Annotated in this window: 17 protein-coding genes; 12 read left to right on the forward strand and 5 right to left on the reverse strand. The window is 71.7% G+C overall.

Annotated features, from left to right (window positions below):
* Positions 1-138 precede the first annotated feature (138 nt).
* The 7 genes from AACG61_RS02735 to der all read left to right on the forward strand — a co-directional run bounded on the left by AACG61_RS02735 (position 139) and on the right by der (position 8246).
* Positions 139-489: a sarcosine oxidase subunit delta gene (locus tag AACG61_RS02735; protein ID WP_411838492.1), complete on the forward strand. Its 351-nt coding sequence runs from the start codon at positions 139-141 to the stop codon at positions 487-489.
* Complete coding sequence (locus AACG61_RS02740) at positions 486-3416, forward strand: sarcosine oxidase subunit alpha family protein (RefSeq protein ID WP_411838493.1); 2931 nt, start codon at positions 486-488, stop codon at positions 3414-3416. The genes AACG61_RS02735 and AACG61_RS02740 overlap by 4 nt, the downstream gene beginning before the upstream one ends.
* On the forward strand, positions 3409-3927 hold the full coding sequence (locus AACG61_RS02745; RefSeq protein ID WP_411838494.1) for a sarcosine oxidase subunit gamma: 519 nt from the start codon (positions 3409-3411) through the stop codon (positions 3925-3927). Before AACG61_RS02740 ends, AACG61_RS02745 begins: the two co-directional genes overlap by 8 nt.
* A 100-nt stretch (positions 3928-4027) precedes the next feature.
* Positions 4028-4627, forward strand: coding sequence for a superoxide dismutase (locus AACG61_RS02750; RefSeq protein ID WP_411838495.1), 600 nt, complete (start codon positions 4028-4030; stop codon positions 4625-4627).
* Between the two features lie 134 nt (positions 4628-4761).
* Positions 4762-5403 carry a hypothetical protein gene (locus AACG61_RS02755; protein ID WP_411838496.1) on the forward strand — a complete coding sequence of 214 codons (642 nt, stop codon included), beginning with the start codon at positions 4762-4764 and terminating at the stop codon, positions 5401-5403.
* 45 nt (positions 5404-5448) lie between these two features.
* A complete protein-coding gene (locus AACG61_RS02760) occupies positions 5449-6765 on the forward strand; it encodes a PQQ-binding-like beta-propeller repeat protein (RefSeq protein WP_411838497.1) in 1317 nt (438 codons plus the stop codon).
* Entirely contained in the window at positions 6762-8246 is a 1485-nt protein-coding gene (gene der, locus AACG61_RS02765; RefSeq protein ID WP_411838499.1) for a ribosome biogenesis GTPase Der, read from the forward strand. Before AACG61_RS02760 ends, der begins: the two co-directional genes overlap by 4 nt.
* Positions 8247-8249: 3 nt before the next feature.
* On the opposite strand, the gene AACG61_RS02770 is transcribed toward der, so the two are convergent.
* From AACG61_RS02770 to AACG61_RS02780, 3 genes are all read right to left on the reverse strand, one after another.
* On the reverse strand, positions 8250-8966 hold the full coding sequence (locus AACG61_RS02770) for a hypothetical protein (protein WP_411838500.1): 717 nt from the start codon (positions 8964-8966) through the stop codon (positions 8250-8252).
* Between the two features lie 79 nt (positions 8967-9045).
* Positions 9046-10338, reverse strand: coding sequence for a serine--tRNA ligase (gene serS, locus AACG61_RS02775; protein WP_411838501.1), 1293 nt, complete (start codon positions 10336-10338; stop codon positions 9046-9048).
* 78 nt (positions 10339-10416) lie between these two features.
* Positions 10417-10821 carry a SoxS protein gene (locus tag AACG61_RS02780; RefSeq protein ID WP_411838502.1) on the reverse strand — a complete coding sequence of 135 codons (405 nt, stop codon included), beginning with the start codon at positions 10819-10821 and terminating at the stop codon, positions 10417-10419.
* A gap of 119 nt (positions 10822-10940) precedes the next feature.
* On the opposite strand from AACG61_RS02780, the gene meaB reads away from it, so the two are divergent.
* The 5 genes from meaB to AACG61_RS02805 all read left to right on the forward strand — a co-directional run bounded on the left by meaB (position 10941) and on the right by AACG61_RS02805 (position 14465).
* Positions 10941-11918 (forward strand): methylmalonyl Co-A mutase-associated GTPase MeaB, encoded by a 978-nt coding sequence (gene meaB, locus AACG61_RS02785; RefSeq protein ID WP_411838504.1) that lies wholly within the window; start codon positions 10941-10943, stop codon positions 11916-11918.
* 68 nt (positions 11919-11986) lie between these two features.
* Positions 11987-13051, forward strand: a complete 1065-nt coding sequence (locus AACG61_RS02790) for a bifunctional transcriptional activator/DNA repair enzyme AdaA (RefSeq protein ID WP_411838505.1) — start codon at positions 11987-11989, stop codon at positions 13049-13051.
* Positions 13052-13167: 116 nt separating this feature from the next.
* A complete protein-coding gene (rpmB, locus tag AACG61_RS02795; RefSeq protein WP_411838507.1) occupies positions 13168-13458 on the forward strand; it encodes a 50S ribosomal protein L28 in 291 nt (96 codons plus the stop codon).
* Between the two features lie 133 nt (positions 13459-13591).
* A complete protein-coding gene (locus AACG61_RS02800) occupies positions 13592-13963 on the forward strand; it encodes a hypothetical protein (RefSeq protein WP_411838508.1) in 372 nt (123 codons plus the stop codon).
* Between the two features lie 22 nt (positions 13964-13985).
* A complete protein-coding gene (locus tag AACG61_RS02805) occupies positions 13986-14465 on the forward strand; it encodes a copper chaperone PCu(A)C (protein ID WP_411838509.1) in 480 nt (159 codons plus the stop codon).
* Between the two features lie 6 nt (positions 14466-14471).
* Here AACG61_RS02805 and AACG61_RS02810 read toward each other — a convergent pair whose 3' ends face one another.
* Together AACG61_RS02810 and AACG61_RS02815 are read right to left on the reverse strand one after the other, a co-directional pair.
* On the reverse strand, positions 14472-15137 hold the full coding sequence (locus AACG61_RS02810; protein ID WP_411838510.1) for an arylesterase: 666 nt from the start codon (positions 15135-15137) through the stop codon (positions 14472-14474).
* Positions 15134-17539: a heavy metal translocating P-type ATPase gene (locus tag AACG61_RS02815; protein WP_411838511.1), complete on the reverse strand. Its 2406-nt coding sequence runs from the start codon at positions 17537-17539 to the stop codon at positions 15134-15136. The genes AACG61_RS02810 and AACG61_RS02815 overlap by 4 nt, the downstream gene beginning before the upstream one ends.
* Between the last annotated feature and the right edge of the window lie 152 nt (positions 17540-17691).

Here is a 17691-nt window from a genome sequence, read left to right on the forward strand (position 1 = left end):
CGTAACGGGGGTCCGGGGGCAGTCAGCCCCCGGCCTCTCTCCGACAGGATGTCGGATGACGGGCACCGCCGGCCTTGGCCGCTGCGGTGCCTTCTCGCATGCGCACCCCATCCCCCTCACAGCCCCAACGGAGCCCTCATGCTGATCCTGACCTGCCCCTATTGCGGCGTGACGGCCGAGGAGACCGAGCTGCATCCCGGCGGAGAGGCCCATCTGACCCGCGTCGGCCCCGACGGCAGCGATGCCGATTTCGAGGCCTATCTCTTCGCCCGCAAGAACGCCAAGGGCGTGCATTTCGAACGCTGGCGCCACGCCTATGGCTGCGGCAAGTGGTTCCTGGCCGCGCGCTGCACCGCGACGCTGCAGGTCTTTGGCACCTACCGCGCGCAGACCCCGCATCCGCCCGCCGAGATCGTCGCCGCGATCCGCAAGGCCCGCCCCGACTGGACCCCCGACTGGACCACCCCCGCCGAAGGCCACGCCGAATGACCCACACGCCTCCCTTCCGCCTGCCCTCCGGCGGCCGCCGCATCGACCGGGCGCATCAGCTGCCGTTCCGCTTCGACGGCCGGCACCTGCGCGGGCTGTCCGGCGACACGCTGGCCTCGGCGCTCCTGGCCAATGGCCAGATGCTGATGGGCCGGTCCTTCAAGTATCACCGTCCGCGCGGCCCCGTCGCCTCGGGCGCGGAGGAGCCGAACGCGCTCCTGGGCCTGGGCCAGGGCGGGCGGTTCGAGCCGAACCAGCGCGCCACCGTCACGCCGCTGGTGCATGGCATGGTCACGCGCAGCCAGAACTGCTGGCCCAGCCTGGATGCCGATGTGGGCGCGATCAACAACTGGCTGTCGCCGGTCTTTCCGGCGGGCTTCTACTACAAGACCTTCATCCATCCGCGCCCCTTCTGGAAGCATCTGTTCGAACCCATCATCCGCCGCAGCGCGGGGCTGGGCCGGGCGCCGACCGATCCCGATCCGGACCGCTATGAACAGGCCTACGGCTTTGCCGACACGGTCGTGGTCGGCGGCGGCATCGCGGGTCTGACCGCCGCGCGCGACGCGGCACTGGCGGGCGGCACGGTCCTGGTGCTGGAGCAGGACGGCCATTGGGGCGGGCGCACGCTGACCGACCATGACGGCGGGCAGGCCGCCATCGAGGCGCTTCTGTCGGATCTTCGGGGCCGCGACGGCGTGACCCTGCGCCGCAACACCATGGCCACCGGCCTTTACGACCACGGCTATCTGATCGCGCGGGAATCGCTGGCCGATCACGACCCGAACCAGGGTCTGCCGCGCCAGCGCCTGTGGCGCATCCGCGCGGGCCGCGTCATCACCGCGACCGGCGCGCTGGAGCGTCCGCTGTCCTTCGCCTGCAACGACGTGCCCGGCGTGATGCTGGCCAGCGCGGTGCGCGACTTCATCGCCGATTACGGCGTGGCGCCGGGCCGGCGCATCGTCGTGGTCACCAACAACGACGACGCCTATCGCAGCGCGCTGGCGGCCCGTGCCGCCGGGCTGGAGGTGCCCGCCATCGTCGACGCGCGCCCCGAGGCCAACGGCGCGCTGCCGCAGGCCGCGCGGGCCGCGGGCATCACCGTCCTGACCGGCAGCGCCGTCGCATCGGTCAAGGGCGGCCGCCATGTCGAGGGCGTCGCGCTCTGCGACCAGCAGTCCGAGGGCCGGCCGACCCGCAGCATCGACTGCGACGTGGTCGCCATGTCCGGCGGCTGGTCGCCGGTCGTGCATCTGTGGTCCCATTGCGGTGGCAAGCTGACCTGGGACGATGCCGGCGCCATGTTCCGCCCCGATCCCGACCGCCCGCCTTTGGGCGCGGACGGGCAGGGCAACGTGACCGTGGCCGGGGCCGCCAATGGCGATCTGGCCTGCGCGGGCGATCTGGAACGCGCCGAGGGCGCGACCATGCCCGTCTGGGTCATGCCCGCCCGCGCGTCCTACAAGCTGCGTGCCAAGATGTGGCTGGATTTCCAGAACGACGTGAAGGTCACCGATGTGGAGCTGGCCGCCCGCGAGGGCTATGCCAGCGTCGAGCATACGAAACGCTACACCACGCTCGGCATGGCGACCGATCAGGGAAAGCTGTCGAACATCAACGGTCTGGCGGTGCTGTCCAACGCGCTGGACCAGCCGATCCAGGCGACCGGCACCACGACCTTCCGGCCGCCCTACACGCCGCTGACCCTGGCCACCATCGCGGCCGAGGCCAAGGGCGACGCCTTCCAGCCGCTGCGCAAGACGCCGATCCATGCCTGGCACGAGACCCACGGCGCCAGCTGGGAGCCGGTGGGCCAGTGGCGCCGCCCCTATGCCTATCCCCGCGCCGGTGAGGACCGCCACGCCGCCGTCGCCCGCGAGATCCGGGCAGTGCGCGCAGGCGTCGGCACGCTGGACGCATCGACCCTGGGCAAGATCCTGGTCAAGGGGCCCGATGCCGGGCGGTTCCTGGACATGCTCTATACCAACATGATGTCCACGCTGCCGGTCGGGAAATGCCGCTATGGCCTGATGTGCAACGAGAACGGCTTCCTGATGGACGATGGCGTGGTCGCGCGCCTGTCCGAGGACAGCTGGCTGTGCCACACCACCACCGGCGGCGCGGACCGCATCCATGGGCACATGGAGGACTGGCTGCAATGCGAATGGTGGGACTGGAAGGTCCATACCGCCAACCTGACCGAACAGTTCGCCCAGATCGCCGTGGCCGGACCCAAGGCCCGCGCCCTGCTCGAACGCCTGCCGGGCAGCATCGCCCTGTCGGCCGAGGCGCTGCCCTTCATGCAATGGGCCGCGGGCGACATCGCGGGCATCCCGGCCCGCATCTTCCGCATCAGCTTCTCGGGCGAGCTGAGCTATGAGATCGCCGTGCCCGCCAATCGCGGGGCCGAGCTGTGGGAGCGTCTGCACGAGGCCGGGCGCGACCTGGGCATCACCCCCTATGGCACCGAGGCGATGCACGTGATGCGGGCCGAGAAGGGCTTCATCATGATCGGGGACGAGACCGACGGCACCATCATCCCGCAGGATCTGGGGCTGGACTGGGCGATCTCCAAGAAGAAGGCCGACTATATCGGCAAGCGCGCGCAGCGCCGCCTGCACATGACCGACGGCAACCGCTGGAAGCTGGTCGGGCTGGAGAGCCTGACCGACAAGGTCCTGCCCGACGGCGCCTATGCCGTGGACGAGGGCACCAACCCCAACGGCCAGCGCCGGACGCAGGGGCGCGTCACCTCCAGCTATCACTCCCCGACCCTGGGCAGGCCCATCGCCATGGGGCTGGTGCGGCACGGCCCGGCGCGCATGGGGCAGGTCCTGGACTTTCCCATGCCCGACGGCACGGTGATGCAGGCGCGGATCGTCGATCCGGTCTTCTACGACAAGGAAGGGAGCCGCCTGAATGGCTGAGGCACTTGCAACCGTCGCCCGCGTCACCGACCTGGGCATGATCGCGATCCGCGCCGATCTGGATGAGGCCGGCGACGCGCTGGCCGAGGCCGCGGGCCTGGCCATCCCCGAGCGCACCGGCATCGTCACCGACGGCAGCCGCAGCCTGGCCTGGATGTCGCCGGACGAGCTGCTGCTGATCCTGCCCGCGCCCGAGACCGCCGCCGCGCTGCGCGATCTGGAACAGGCGCTGACCGGCACGCATGGGATGGCGGTCGACATGTCGGATGCCCGCGCGGTCTTCGACGTGACCGGGCCGGGGGCGGCCGATGTGGTGGCCAAGCTGGCCCCGGTCGATGCCGCGGGCTTTCCCGAAGGCCACCTGCGCCGGACCCGCATGGCGCAGACCGCGGCCGCCCTGTGGCGCGTCGACGGGGGCTTCCGCGTCATCGGGTTCCGGTCCACCGCCGATTACCTGGGGCTGATCCTGACCAACGCGGCGCTGCCCGGCAGCCATCTGGCGCCGCGCTGACGCGGGCGCGGACCGGAACCCCGGTCCGCCCCTTGCGTTGGTCCGCGGAATGCGCGACCGTCCGCGCCGAACCGAGCAACCCTTTCGAAAGGACCGCGACATGGCCTTCACCCTTCCCGATCTTCCCTATTCCCACGACGCGCTGGAAGCCGGCGGCATGTCCCGCGAGACGCTGGAATACCACCATGACAAGCACCACAAGGCCTATGTGGACAAGCTGAACGAGCTGGTCGCCGGCACCGAATGGGAAGGCAAGTCGCTGGAGGACATCGTCACCGGCACCTATCAGAAGGGTGCGGTGGCGCAGAACGGCATCTTCAACAATGCCAGCCAGCATTGGAACCACGCCCAGTTCTGGGAGATGATGGGCCCGAACCCCGGCGCCATGCCCGCCGCGCTGGAGAAGGCCATCACCGACAGCTTCGGTTCCGTCGAGGCCTTCAAGAAGAAGTTCTCCGAGGCCGGCGTCGGCCAGTTCGGCTCGGGCTGGGTCTGGCTGGTCAAGAACGCCGACGGCTCGCTGGAGGTCACCAAGACCGAGAACGGCGTTAACCCGCTGGTCACCGGCCAGACCGCGCTTCTGGGCTGCGACGTGTGGGAGCACAGCTACTACATCGACTTCCGCAACGCGCGTCCGAAGTATCTGGAGAACTTCCTGGACAAGCTGGTGAACTGGGAGAACGTCGCCTCGCGCATGTGAGGCGTCTTCCGGCACAGGAAAGGCCCGCCCCTTTGGGCGGGCCTTTTGCATGGGCTGCGCCGGCATTGGCATTTCCGCCCGTGCCGGTATAAGACCACGGGAACACAAGGACGGATCGGGCGGGGCGCGCAGGCATGGCCAACCAGAACGACAGTTTCATCGACGAGGTCACGGACGAGCTGCGGCGCGACCGGCTGTATGGCGCGATGCGCCGCTATGGCTGGATCGTGGTGCTGCTGATCGTGGTGGCGGTCGGCTATACCGCATGGCGCGAATACTCCGTGGCGCGGGACCGCGCGGCGGCGCAGGAATGGGGCGATGCGGTGCTGGCGGCCGAGGCCGAGGGCGATGCCGCGGCGATCCTGGGCGTCGATGCGCAGGGCTCGGCCGAGCGTCAGGCGCTGGCGGGGCTGCTGGCGGCGGGCACGGGCGATGACGCCGCGGCCCGCGCCGAGGCCCTGCGCGAGGTCGCCCGCACCCAGCCCCAGGGCGTCCTGGGAGAGCTGGCGCAGCTGAAGCTGGTGATGCTGGAAGGCGCGCAGATGGATGCGGCCGAACGCGACGACATCCTGACGCGCCTGTCGCGCGCGGGGGCGCCCTTCGAGCTTCTGGCGCTGGAGCAGAAGGCCGTGGCGCTGATCGGGGCCGGTCGATCCGAGGACGCGATCACCCTGATCCGCCAGATCCAGGACAAGAGCGGCCTGACCGAGGCCTTGCGTCGCCGCCTGTCCGAGATGATGATCGCCTTGGGCGAGACGCCCGAACCCACCGAATGACCGCGTCCGAACGCGGCTGACAGACTGCTTGAGGGAGTGACGGTGATGCAGCGACTGACCCTGGCGATGGCCGCCGCATTGGCGCTGGCCGGTTGCGGCGACCGCGACGTGATCCTGCCCGGAGAGCGTCTGGACCCGCTGGCCGTCACCTCTCCGGACGGTCCGGCCGTGGTCGGCGCCCCCGGGGTCAGCAGCACTGCCCTGTCATTGGCCGCGCCCGTGGCGAATGCCGAATGGACCCATCGCGGCGGCAATGCGGCCCATGCGCCCGGCCACCTGGCCCTGGGTGCTGCGGGAACGCGGATCTGGTCAGCCGATATCGGCGCGGGCGACAGCCGCCGCTATCGCATCACCGCCGATCCGGTCGTGGGCGGCGGGCTGATCTTTACGCTGGACAGCCGCGCGGGCGTGACCGCCACCGCGCCGAACGGCGGCCGCGTCTGGTCCAGCAACGTCACCCCCCCGCGCGAGAACCCCGACAGCGCCTCGGGCGGCGGGCTGGCCTATGAGGGCGGGCGTCTCTACGTCACCACCGGCTTTGGCGAGCTGGTCGCGCTGGACGCGGCCAGCGGCGGCGTCCTGTGGCGCCAGCGGGTCGAGGCCGCGATCGGCGGCGGGCCGACCGTGCAGGACGGCGTCGTCTATGTCGCCTCGCGCAATTCGGTGGGCTATGCGGTGCGCGCCAGCGACGGCCGCGTGCTGTGGCAGACCGCCGGCACGCAGTCGGGATCGGGCGTCATGGGCGTCGCGGTGCCGGCGGTGCAGGGCGACACGGTCGTCTTCCCCTTCTCCTCGGGCGAGCTGGTCGCGGTCGATCGGGCCTCGGGCCTGACCGCTTGGACCGCACCCATCGCGGGCACGCGCCCCGGACGCGCCATCGCGGTCATCCGCGACGTGACCGGCGATCCGGTGATCACCGGGGGCCGCGTCTATGCCGGGACCTCCTCGGGGCGCATCGCCTCGGTCGAGCTGGCCACCGGCCTGTCGGACTGGAGCGCGCGCGAGGGTGCGAGCAGCCCCGTCGTCGTGGCGGGCGGATCGGCCTTCGCCGTGAACGACCAGGCGCAGCTGGTGCGTCTGGACGCGGCCACCGGCGGGGTGATCTGGCGCCAGCCGCTGCCCTATTTCACGACCGAGCGGGTGCGCAAGCAAAGTGCGGTCCATGCCCATTACGGACCGGTCCTGGCCGGAGGGCGGTTGCATGTCGCCTCCAGCGATGGCATGTTGCGCAGCTTCGATCCCGCCTCCGGCGCGCTGGTCGGGCAGGCGCAGATCCCCGGTGGGGCGGCGTCGGCCCCGGTGGTCGCCGGTCAAACCCTTTACGTCGTTGCACGCAACGGCCAGTTGCACGCATTCCGATGACATTCACCCTTGCTATCGTCGGGCGGCCCAATGTGGGCAAGTCCACCCTGTTCAACCGACTCGTCGGGAAAAAGCTGGCGCTGGTCGATGACCAGCCCGGCGTGACCCGCGACATCCGCGAGGGCGCGGGCCGCCTTGGCGACCTGCGATTCGTCGTGATCGACAGCGCCGGCCTCGAGATGGCGGAGGATGACAGCCTTCAGGGCCGCATGCGCCGCCTGACCGAGCGCGCAGTCGACGAGGCCGACATCTGCCTGTTCGTGGTCGATGCGCGCATCGGCGTCACCGCCGCCGACGAGTATTTCGCCGAGATCCTGCGCCGTCGCGCCAAGCATGTCATCGTCGCCGCCAACAAGTCCGAGGGCCGCGCCGGAGAGGCGGGGGCGATGGAGGCCTATGCCCTGGGCCTGGGAGAGCCGCTGCGCATCTCGGCCGAGCATGGCGAGGGGATGGACGACCTCTATCGCGTGCTGGTGCCGCTGGCCGACCGGATCGAGGCCGAGCGTCCCGCCCCCATCGAGGCCGCGACCGACATCGATCTGACCGACGAGGATGCCGAGACCGGCGAAGGCGCCGAGGATTGGCGTCCCTCCGAGGCGCGTCCGCTGCAGATGGCCGTGATCGGGCGTCCCAATGCGGGCAAGTCCACGCTGATCAACAAGATCCTGGGCGAGGACCGCCTGCTGACCGGCCCCGAGGCCGGGATCACCCGCGATTCGATCAGCGTGACCACGGATTTCATGGGCACGCCCATGCGCATCTTCGACACGGCCGGCATGCGCAAGCGCGCCCGCGTGACCGAGAAGCTGGAGAAGCTGTCGGTCGCGGACGGACTGCGCGCGGTGCGCTTTGCCGAGGTCGTGGTCGTGCTGCTGGACGTGGAGATCCCGTTCGAGACGCAGGATCTGCGCATCGCCGATTTCGCCGAGACCGAGGGCCGCGCCGTCGTGGTCGCGGTGAACAAGTGGGACCTCGAGGACGACAAGCCCCACAAGCTGAACGAGATGCGCGCCAGCTTCGAGAAGCTGCTGCCGCAGCTGCGCGGCGCGCCGCTGGTCACCGTGTCGGCCCGCACCGGCAAGGGTCTGGACCGGTTGCACAACGCCGTCGTCAAGGCGCATGAGGTCTGGAACCGCCGCGTGTCCACCGCGCGCCTGAACCAGTGGCTGAGCGCGATGACCGAAAGCCATCCGCCCCCCGCGCCGGGTGGCCGCCGCATCCGCCTGCGCTACATGACGCAGGTCAAGACGCGCCCGCCCGCCTTCATCGTCAAGGCCACGCATACCGACAAAATCCCCGACAGCTATCAGCGCTATCTGATCAACGGGCTGCGGCAGGATTTCGACATGCCGGGCACGCCGATCCGGCTGTTCTTCCGCGATCAGGGCGGGGACAACCCGTTCAAGGCCAAGGCCACCAAGATCGTGCAGTCGGGCGCGCTGTCCAAGCACAAGAACCGTCAGAAGCCCAAGGGCAGCTGACGCTCAGCTGGCCGCCCGGATCAGGACGGCCGCCATCGCGCTGATCCCGATGATCGCCACCAGCGCGATCATCGGATCGGTGCCCATGGTCGAAATGGCCAGCCCGCAGAAGGCCCAGATCAGCGCCACGGAATAGCCGATGCTGGTCCCGATCCACATCTGCGCCGCCATGCCCAGGGCCGCGGCGGGCAGGATCGCCACGGCGGGCACGGCGATCTGCGGCAGGCTCAGCAGTTGCACCGACATCTCGGCCAGCGCCGATGAGGCCAGCGCCGTGGCCCAGCCCGCGAAGAAACCGATGGCCGGGCGGTGGCGTCCAGCCGCGTGGCGCGCGCCCACCGTTGCCAGCACCGCGCTGGCGGTGGTCACCGCGGTCAGCAGCAGCGGCAGCGTGATCAGCGCGGGCCAGGTCGCCGCCAGCAGCGCCGCGGCGGTGATGAAGGGCCAGACCCGGCGCCGGCCTGTCCGCACCGGCTCGCGGTCTGTGTCGTCGATCCACTGGCCCACCGCGTCCAGCAGCACCATGGCGCAGATGGCGACCATCAGCGTCCACATCACGACATTGTCAGGGTCCAGATACAGCACCGGGATCGCCGTCCGGTCCGGCGGAGCCACCGGCAGCAGCGGCGCCGCCAGCCGCGCGGCGTCCAATTGAACCGTGGTTTCGGTCAACCAGGCGAACAGGGTGCAGCAGATCACGAAGATCGCCGCGGCCGCCATCTGAAGAAGGGATCCCGTTCGTGCCATGCAGGCCAACGCGAGTCGGCCTGCCTCAGTTTCGCGCCCGCAGCGCGACTTGTCAGACCAGTCGGCCGTCCGCCGTCAGCCTGCCCGCGCCGCGCAGATAGGGGTGCAGCACGGCGGGCAGAACCACCGACCCGTCGGCCTGCTGGCCGTTCTCCAGCACCGCGATCAGCGCGCGTCCGACCGCCAGACCGGAGCCGTTCAGCGTGTGCACGAAGTCCGGCTTGCCACCCCCCGCCGGGCGATAGCGGGCGTTCATCCGCCGCGCCTGATAGTCGCCGCAATAGCTGACGCTGCTGATCTCGCGATAGCGGTCCTGGCCGGGCAGCCAGACCTCCAGGTCATGGGTGATGCGCGCACCCGCGCCCATGTCGCCCGTGCACAGCACGATGGTGCGATAGGGCAGCTCCAGCGCCTCCAGCACGGCCTCCGCGCAGCGGGTCATGCGGTCGTGTTCGGCCAGCCCGCTGTCGGCATCGGTGATCGAGACCATCTCGACCTTCTCGAACTGATGCTGGCGCAGCATGCCGGTGGTGTCGCGCCCCGCGCTGCCCGCCTCCGAGCGGAAGCACTGGCTGTGCGCGACCATGCGGCGGGGCAGGGCGGCGTGCTCCAGCAGGTCGCCATGCACGGTGTTGGTCAGCGTGACCTCGGCCGTGGGGATCAGCCAGTAGCCCTCGCGGGTCTTGTAGCTGTCCTCGCCGAACTTGGGCAGCTGGCCGGTGCCGACCATCATCGGCTCCAGCACCAGGACGGGGGTCCAGGTCTCCTCCAGCCCATGCGCGTCCACATGCAGGTCGACCATGAACTGCGCCAGCGCGCGGTGGATGCGCGCGACCGCGCCCTTCAGCACGACGAAGCGGCTGCCCGACAGCTTGGCGCCGGTCTGGAAATCCATCCCGGCGGCGACGCCCGGAATCTCGAAATGCTCGCGCGGGGCGAAGTCCAGGGCGCGCGGGCTGCCCCACCGGCGCAGCTCGACGTTGTCGTCCTCGTCCCGGCCCTCGGGAACGGTTTCCAGCGGCAGGTTCGGGATGCCCATCAGCAGGTCGCGCAGCTGCGCGTCCAGCGCCTCGGCCTCGGTCTGCATCGCGGCAATGTCGGCCTTGGCCTGGCCGACCTGCGCGCGCAGGCGTTCGAACGCGGCCTCGTCGCCGCGGCCCTTGGCGGCGCCGGCCTCCTTGCTGGCGCGGTTCTGTTCGGCCTGGGCGGTCTCGGCGGCCGCAATGCGGGCGCGGCGCGCCTCGTCCAGCGACAGGATCTGCGCGGTGACCCCGGTCAGGCCGCGCCGCGACAGGGCGGTCTCGAAGGCTTCGGGGTTCTCTCGGATCGCACGGATGTCATGCATGGGCGCACCTTCGCGGCTTGGGGGTCGCCGCCTGACTAACGCAAGCCGCGCGCCGACAAAAGCCCGCCCGGACGCGGATCAGGCGCCGGGGTCCAGCCCCGCGTCGCGCATCACCTGGCCCAGCACCGGATGGAAGTGCCGCTTGCCGACATAGCCCTCGACCCGCCCTACCTCCGACCCGTCGCGCAGCAGCACGAAGGTCGGCGTGATCCACGGCCGCCGCGCCAGCGCCAAGCCGTCCGGATAGGGGCCGTCGACATCGACATGGAACAGCGGCGCGGCCCGGCCCGCGGGCGACGTGGCATAGCCGGGGCCGATCTCGGCCTCCCAGGCCCGGCAGAAATGGCAGGCCGGAGAGCCGACCATCATCAGCTGCCACGGTGCGGCGCTCCAGTCGCGCGGCCCCTCGGCCGTCGCCACCAAGGGCAACAGCGCGCAGGCCGCGGTCAGCATCAGCCGGCGCCGGGTCAGGATGTGGGACATGGCCGGATCTCCGCGATCGGATGGCGTGCAGGATAGGCCCGCGCGCGTCCGCGCACAAGGCGGGCCGGGCTTGCCCCGCCGGGGCGGCTGGTCCAGTCTCGCGCCAGGCGGCTGGCGGAGTGGCGATGACCGACGAACTTCTGACACCCTTGCTGGCGGGCGACCGCCGGGCGCTGTCCCGCGCGATCACGCTGGTCGAATCGACCCGCCCCGACCACCGCGACCGGGCGCAGGCGCTGATCGCGGCGCTGCCCGAGGGGGAGGCCCTGCGCATCGGGCTGTCGGGCACGCCGGGGGTGGGCAAGTCGACCTTCATCGAGGCCTTCGGGACCATGCTGACCGGGCAGGGCCTGCGCGTCGCGGTGCTGGCGGTCGATCCCTCCTCGACCCGGTCGGGCGGCTCGATCCTGGGGGACAAGACGCGGATGGAGCTCTTGTCGCGCGATCCGCGCGCCTTCATTCGGCCCAGCCCCTCCAGCGCGCATCTGGGCGGCGTCGCCCGCCGCACCCGCGAGGCCGTGCGCCTGTGCGAGGCCGCGGGCCATGACATCGTCCTGATCGAGACGGTGGGCGTCGGCCAGTCCGAGACGCTGGTGGCGCAGATGGCCGACCTGTTCGTGCTGCTGCTGGCCCCGGCGGGGGGCGACGAATTGCAGGGCGTCAAGCGCGGCATCATGGAGATGGCCGACCTGATCCTGGTCAACAAGGCCGACGGAGAGCTCTTGTCCGCCGCGCGCCGCACCGTGGCCGATTACGCGGGCGCGCTGCGGCTGCTGCGCAGGCGGGTGCAGGACCCGCCGGACTATCCGCTGGCGATGCCGGTCTCGGCCGCGACGGGGACGGGGCTGGAGGAGGCCTGGGCGCGCATGCGGGCGCTGGCCGACTGGCGGCGCGGGCACGGCCATTTCGACCGCATCCGGGCCGAACAGGCGCGCGACTGGTTCCTGTCCGAACTGCGCGCGGGCCTTCTGGCGCAGCTGGAGACCCCCGCCGCGCGGGCGCGCATCGACGATCTGGGCGGCCGTGTGGCGCAGGGCGCGCTGCCTGCGGGGCAGGCGGCGGCGCAGGTGCTGGACTGGCTGCGCGCGTCGCGATGAGATGCCCGTTTTCGCGCCCCGTGCCGCACCGGGCCGTGGCATAAGGGCGTGACGGCAAGGGGGGCGCCATGCGCGACGGACTGGATCACGACCGGCTCTATGCGGCGCTTCTGGCGCGGGACGCGGGCTATGACGGGGTGGCGCTGGTGGGCGTCGTCTCGACCGGGATCTATTGCCGGCTGACCTGCCCGGCGCGCAAGCCCCGCCCCGAGAACTGCCGCTGGTTCGCGGATGCCGGTGCCGCGCGGGCGGCGGGATTCCGCGCCTGCCTGCGCTGTCACCCGGACGGGGCGCTGCCCCCGGTGGTGGCGCGGCTGGTGCAGGCGCTGCGCGACGCGCCCGACCGCCGCTGGAGCCAGGGCGACCTGCAGGCTATGGGGCTGGACCCCTCGACCGTGCGGCGGCTGTTCCGGCGGCATCTGGGCCACAGCTTTCTGCAGATGGCGCGGGCGGCCCGCCTGCGCCGCGCCATGACCGTCCTGGAACAGGGAGGAGCGATGATCGACGCGCAGCTGGAGGCCGGATTCGATTCGGCATCGGGGTTCCGGGGCGCCTTCGCGCGCCTGTTCGGCCACCCGCCGCACCACATGCAGGGGGGCGCCGACCTGCGCGCCGACTGGATCGACACGCCCCTGGGGGGCATGATTGCGATTGCCGATGACGCGGCGCTGCACCTGCTGGAATTCACAGACCGCAAGGCGCTGCCGCAGGGGCTGCGGCGGCTGTCGGCGCTGGCCGGGGGGCGCATCGGGCTGGGCCGCAGCGGCGTGACCGACCGCACCGAGGCCGCGCTGGAGGCGTTCTTTGCCGGGCGCGACGGGCGGCTGGACCTGCCGGTGCGCCTGCGCGGCACGCCCTTTCAGGTGCAGGTCTGGCAGGAATTGCAGGCGATTGCGCCGGGCGGCACGCGCAGCTATGCGCAGCTGGCCGCGGCCATCGGCCGGCCCACCGCCGTCCGGGCGGTCGCGGCGGCCAACGGCGCGAACCGCCTGGCGCTGGTCGTGCCCTGTCACCGCGTCATCGGCGCGGATGGCAGCATGACCGGTTATGCCGGGGGATTGTGGCGCAAGGAGCGGCTGATCGCGCTGGAACGCGGCTGGCGCGGCCAAGGCGAATCAGCCGACAAGGCTTGACGCGCGGGCCGTCATGCGGTAGCCACCCGCGAACGGAATTCCGGGCGCTGCCTCGCGGCGCCCTTTCACATTGGGACGGACCCCCCGCCCGCACAGCTGAGACGAAGGAACACACCATGTCGCGCGTCTGCGAACTGACCGGCAAAGGCCCGATGAGCGGTAACAATGTCAGCCATGCCAACAACAAGACCCGTCGCCGGTTCCTGCCGAACCTGAACGAGGTCACGCTGCTGTCCGAAAAGCTGGGCCGCGGCTATTCGCTGCGCATCTCGGCCGCGGCGCTGCGTTCGGTCGATCACCGTGGCGGTCTGGACGCCTTCCTGGCCAAGGCCAAGGATGCCGACCTGTCGGACCGCGCCCAGAAGATCAAGCGCGAGCTGGTCAAGGCCGAAGCCGCCAACGCCTGATCGCCCCGTCGCGATCCATTCTGCATGGCCCTGCCGATCGGCGGGGCCTTTGCATGTCCGGGTGCCCTGCGTCTGCGGCCCTGCGACCCGATTGCCTGCTGACCCCGGCCGCCGTCGCGGTTAGGATGCCGCCATGTCCCGCCGCCTGTCCCATCCGGTCCTGCCGCCGATCCTGATCCTGGTCGTGATGCTGTCCGCCATGGGCCTGGGCGCGGCACGCGGCACGGTCATGCTGGCCGACCGGATCGTGCTGTGCACCGGGCAGGGGGTCGTCATGGTGCCGCGTCCCGACGGCGCGCCCGGTGAGACCCGGCCCCATCTCTGCCCCGACATGGCGCTGAGCCTGCTGGCCGGCGTCGCGCCCCCCGATGTCACCCTGCCGCCGCGTGCGGCCCCGGGCGATCCCGCCGTCCTTGCTCCGGGAGAGCGTCCTTCCCCCCGTCGTCCCGCCGATCTGCGCGCCCGCGACCCGCCGGTCGCGCCGCGACCGATCCGCCAGACCTGACACCCATCCGAAGGACGATCCCATGAAGACCCTTACCCTGGCCGCGCTGATCGCGGCCCTGCCCGCCGCCGTGCTGGCCCATGACGGCATGCATGTGAACGACGCCTATGCCCGCAGCACCAATCCGATGGTGGCGTCGGTGTTCCTGCAGCTGGAGAACCACCGCGCGGTGGATTGCAGCCTGCAGGCCGTCACCACCCAGGCCGCCGAACGCGCCGAGCTGCACACCCATACCGAGGAGAACGGCGTGATGAAGATGGGCCAGATCCCCGAGATCGCCGTCCCCGCCGGTCAGACCCATGCGCTGTCGCGCGGGGGCGATCACATCATGCTGCTGGGCCTGACCGAGCCGCTGGCCGATGGCGATGCCGTGCCGCTGGTGCTCGATTTCGGCGATTGCGGTCAGGAGACGGTCGAGGCCGTCGTGGACAACGCCCGCGCCGATGCGGGCATGGATCACGGGGCCGGCGGCGGCGGTCACGGCGATCACGCCGGTCACTGAGCCGCGTCACGAAACAGCGCTGGCGACCAGTTCGGCGGCCGTCGGGCCCAGGTGGTCCACGATCAGCCGAACCCCCTGCGCGGAGGGATGCACCCCGTCGCGCAGCATCAGGGGCCGCCTCTGCGCCGCAGGCACCCGCGCCAGCGGCGCATAGAGGTCGGGCAGCAGCAGCGTGCCGTGCCGTTCGGCCAGCCGCGGCCACAGCCGGCTCCAGGCCCGGCGCCAGTCCGGATCACCGGCCGGCGCGTGGATGCCCACCAGCAGCACGGGCCGGCCGCCCGACCCTGCCGTGGCGAGGATGGCGTCCAGGTTCTCCTCCGCCTGATCGGGGTTCCAGCGGCGCAGCATGTCGTTGCCGCCCAGTTCGACCATGACCGCGTCGGGCAGGTGGCGGCGCATCGACAGGCCGATCCGCACCCGCCCGCCATAGGTCGTGTCGCCCGACAGGCCCGCATCGATCAGCTGCGCCGGACGGCCCGCGGCGGCCAGCCAGGCCGACAGCTGCGGGACCAGCCCCTCGCCCCGGGACAGCCCGTATCCCGCCGTCAGGCTGTCGCCGAAGCACAGCAGCCGGGGCAGCGCCTGCTGCGCGCGGGCGGGGCGCACCAGGCTCAGTGCGGCGGCACCGGCCAGCAGGGCGCGGCGGGATAGGGCGGGAAGGTATCGGCTCATGCGGCGGTCCTCAGGCGCAGGGCATTGGCAACCACGAAGACCGAGGACAGCGCCATCGCCCCCGCGCCCAGCATCGGTGACAGGGCCGGCCCGCCGAACGGGACCAGCGCCCCCATCGCCACCGGGATCAGCGCGACGTTGTAGGCGAAGGCCCAGAACAGGTTCTGGCGGATGGTGCGCATCACCGCTCGCGACAGGCGGATGGCGCGCGCCACCCCCTGCGGATCACCCGACATCAGCACCGCATCGGCCGATTCGATGGCGATGTCGGTCCCCGTGCCGATGGCGATGCCGGTGCCCGCCGCGGCCAGGGCGGGGGCGTCGTTGATGCCGTCGCCGACGAAGACGCTCTGCGCCCCCATGGCGCGGATCGCGGTCAGCTTGTCCTCGGGCGACAGCCCGCCGCGGATGTCGGTCAGGCCCAGCCCGGCGCCCACGGCGCGGGCGGTGGCGGGCTGATCGCCCGACAGCATCACGCAGTCGATGCCCATGGCCCGCAGCGCGGCAATGGCAGGCGCGGCCTCCGGGCGGGCGGGGTCAGACAGGGCCAGCGCCGCGACATGGCGCCCGTCCAGCGCGACATGCACGGCCGTCGCACCCTGCGCCGCGTCGTCCTGGGCGCGCGCCGCTAGATCGGCATCGACCGCGACGCCCGCGGTCTCCAGCGCGCGGAGGTTGCCGATCAGCAGGGCCCGCCCTTCGACGCGGGCGGAGAGGCCCTGTCCGGGACGGGCCACCACATCCTGCGCGGCGGGCAGGTCCAGGCCCTCCGCCCGCTCCAGGATGGCATGGGCCAGCGGGTGTTCGGAGCGCGCCTCCGCCGCGGCGGTCAGGCGCAGCAGTATGGTGTGGTCCAGATGCGGGCTGTGGATGGCGGTGACGCGCGGGCGGCCCTGCGTCAGGGTTCCAGTCTTGTCGAAGGCCACGATGCGGGCCTGCGACAGCGCCTGAAGCGCCTCTCCGCGCCGGAACAGGATGCCGAGCCGCGCCGCCCGGCCGCTGCCCACCATGATCGAGACCGGCACCGCCAGCCCCATCGCGCAGGGGCAGGCGATGATCAGGACCGACACCGCCGCGACGACCGCATGGGCCAGATCGGGGCCGAAGGTCAGCCACAGGAGGAACGTCGCCCCGGCCAGCGCCATCACGCCGGGGACGAAGATCCGCGTCACCCGGTCGACTAGGTCCTGCACCGGCAGGCGGGCGGCCTGCGCGCCGCGGACCAGCGCCACGATACGCGACAGGACCGTGTCGGCGCCGATCGCCGTCACCCGATAGGTCAGCGCGGATGCACCGTTCACCGTGCCGCCGGTCACCGCGTCGCCGGGCGCCTTGTCGACCGGCAGCGGCTCTCCGGTCAGCATGGATTCGTCGATGGCGCCGCGCCCTTCGGTCAGGACGCCGTCCAGCGCCACCCGCTCTCCGGGGGCCAGGCGGATCAGGTCTCCGGGCACCAGATCGGCCACGGGCAGGGTCACCGGGCGGCCGTCGCGCAGGACCGTCGCCCGGTCGGGCGCCAGCGCGACCAGCGCGCGGATCGCGGCGCCCGCCTGGCCCTTGGCGCGCGCCTCCAGCCAGCGGCCCAGAAGGATGAGGGTGACGATGACGGCGGCGGCCTCGAACCAGACCTGCCGCGAGGCGGGCGGGACCAGCCCCGGCGCCAGCACGACCACCGATGAGAAGAGGAACGCCGCTCCCGCGCCCAGGGCCACCAGGCTGTTCATTTCCGGCGCGCCGCGCCGCAGGGCCGCCAGACCCGTCGCGAAGAACCGCCGCCCAGGCCCCGCCAGCACCGTCAGCGTCAGCACCATCTGGCCCAGCCACAGCGCCCGCTGCGGCATCATCCCGTGCAGCCAGTGGTGGAAGGCGGGAAACAGGTGGCCGCCCATTTCGGTTACGAAGACCGGCAGGGTCAGCAGCGCCGCGATCAGGAAGGCCCGGCGCAGGGCGGGGGCCTCGTCCACGGGGCCCGCGGTGGGGCCGTCATCGGCGACCCGCGCGGGATAGCCCAGATCGGTCACGATCCGCGCCAGCGCGGCGGGGGTCAGGCCCTCCGCATGGGTGATCAGGGCCTCTCCGGCGGTCACGTCGATCTGGGCCGCGGCGATGTCGGGGCGGGCGTTGAGCACGCGGGCGATGCGGCCGGAACAGGACGCGCAGCTCATCCCCGCGATGCTGAGCCGGGTCACCGGCAGGTCGGCCGGATAGCCGGCCTGGGTCAGCGCGGCCTGGACCTGGGGCAGCGTCGCCCCCTCCAGCCGCAGATGCGCGGTGCGGCCGACCGGATCGACCCCCAGCCCGTTGACGCCCGGCAGCGCGTTCAGCGCGCGTGTCACGCGGCCCGCGCAGGCGGCGCAGCTGATGCCCGGAATGGACAGGTCCAGATCGGTCGCGGTGGTCATGGCGCGCAGCGTCCTTGCAGGGGTGCGGCGGGCACGGGGGGGATGCGGTTCATGCCCCAACAGATGTGGCCCAAGCGCCGCGCGGTCAAGCCCGCAGGCCCCGCACGGGCCGCCAGAACGCGGTCGTGAGTTGCGGGCGGGGGCGGTTTGCC

The sequence above is a fragment of the Paracoccus sp. ME4 genome, from assembly GCF_046736325.1.
In the GTDB taxonomy this organism is placed as follows: Bacteria; Pseudomonadota; Alphaproteobacteria; order Rhodobacterales; family Rhodobacteraceae; genus Paracoccus.

What these genes read in the sequence shown, in the direction of transcription:
- AACG61_RS02755 (WP_411838496.1), top strand. Translation starts at nt 4,762, where the DNA reads ATGGCCAACCAGAACGACAGTTTCATCGACGAGGTCACGGACGAGCTG.
- AACG61_RS02740 (WP_411838493.1), top strand. Translation starts at nt 486, where the DNA reads ATGACCCACACGCCTCCCTTCCGCCTGCCCTCCGGCGGCCGCCGCATC.
- AACG61_RS02790 (WP_411838505.1), top strand. Translation starts at nt 11,987, where the DNA reads ATGCGCGACGGACTGGATCACGACCGGCTCTATGCGGCGCTTCTGGCG.
- AACG61_RS02810 (WP_411838510.1), bottom strand. Translation starts at nt 15,137, where the DNA reads ATGAGCCGATACCTTCCCGCCCTATCCCGCCGCGCCCTGCTGGCCGGT.
- AACG61_RS02780 (WP_411838502.1), bottom strand. Translation starts at nt 10,821, where the DNA reads ATGTCCCACATCCTGACCCGGCGCCGGCTGATGCTGACCGCGGCCTGC.
- AACG61_RS02770 (WP_411838500.1), bottom strand. Translation starts at nt 8,966, where the DNA reads ATGGCGGCCGCGGCGATCTTCGTGATCTGCTGCACCCTGTTCGCCTGG.
- AACG61_RS02760 (WP_411838497.1), top strand. Translation starts at nt 5,449, where the DNA reads ATGCAGCGACTGACCCTGGCGATGGCCGCCGCATTGGCGCTGGCCGGT.
- rpmB (WP_411838507.1), top strand. Translation starts at nt 13,168, where the DNA reads ATGTCGCGCGTCTGCGAACTGACCGGCAAAGGCCCGATGAGCGGTAAC.
- AACG61_RS02750 (WP_411838495.1), top strand. Translation starts at nt 4,028, where the DNA reads ATGGCCTTCACCCTTCCCGATCTTCCCTATTCCCACGACGCGCTGGAA.
- serS (WP_411838501.1), bottom strand. Translation starts at nt 10,338, where the DNA reads ATGCATGACATCCGTGCGATCCGAGAGAACCCCGAAGCCTTCGAGACC.
- AACG61_RS02800 (WP_411838508.1), top strand. Translation starts at nt 13,592, where the DNA reads ATGTCCCGCCGCCTGTCCCATCCGGTCCTGCCGCCGATCCTGATCCTG.
- AACG61_RS02805 (WP_411838509.1), top strand. Translation starts at nt 13,986, where the DNA reads ATGAAGACCCTTACCCTGGCCGCGCTGATCGCGGCCCTGCCCGCCGCC.
- AACG61_RS02815 (WP_411838511.1), bottom strand. Translation starts at nt 17,539, where the DNA reads ATGACCACCGCGACCGATCTGGACCTGTCCATTCCGGGCATCAGCTGC.
- AACG61_RS02735 (WP_411838492.1), top strand. Translation starts at nt 139, where the DNA reads ATGCTGATCCTGACCTGCCCCTATTGCGGCGTGACGGCCGAGGAGACC.
- der (WP_411838499.1), top strand. Translation starts at nt 6,762, where the DNA reads ATGACATTCACCCTTGCTATCGTCGGGCGGCCCAATGTGGGCAAGTCC.
- AACG61_RS02745 (WP_411838494.1), top strand. Translation starts at nt 3,409, where the DNA reads ATGGCTGAGGCACTTGCAACCGTCGCCCGCGTCACCGACCTGGGCATG.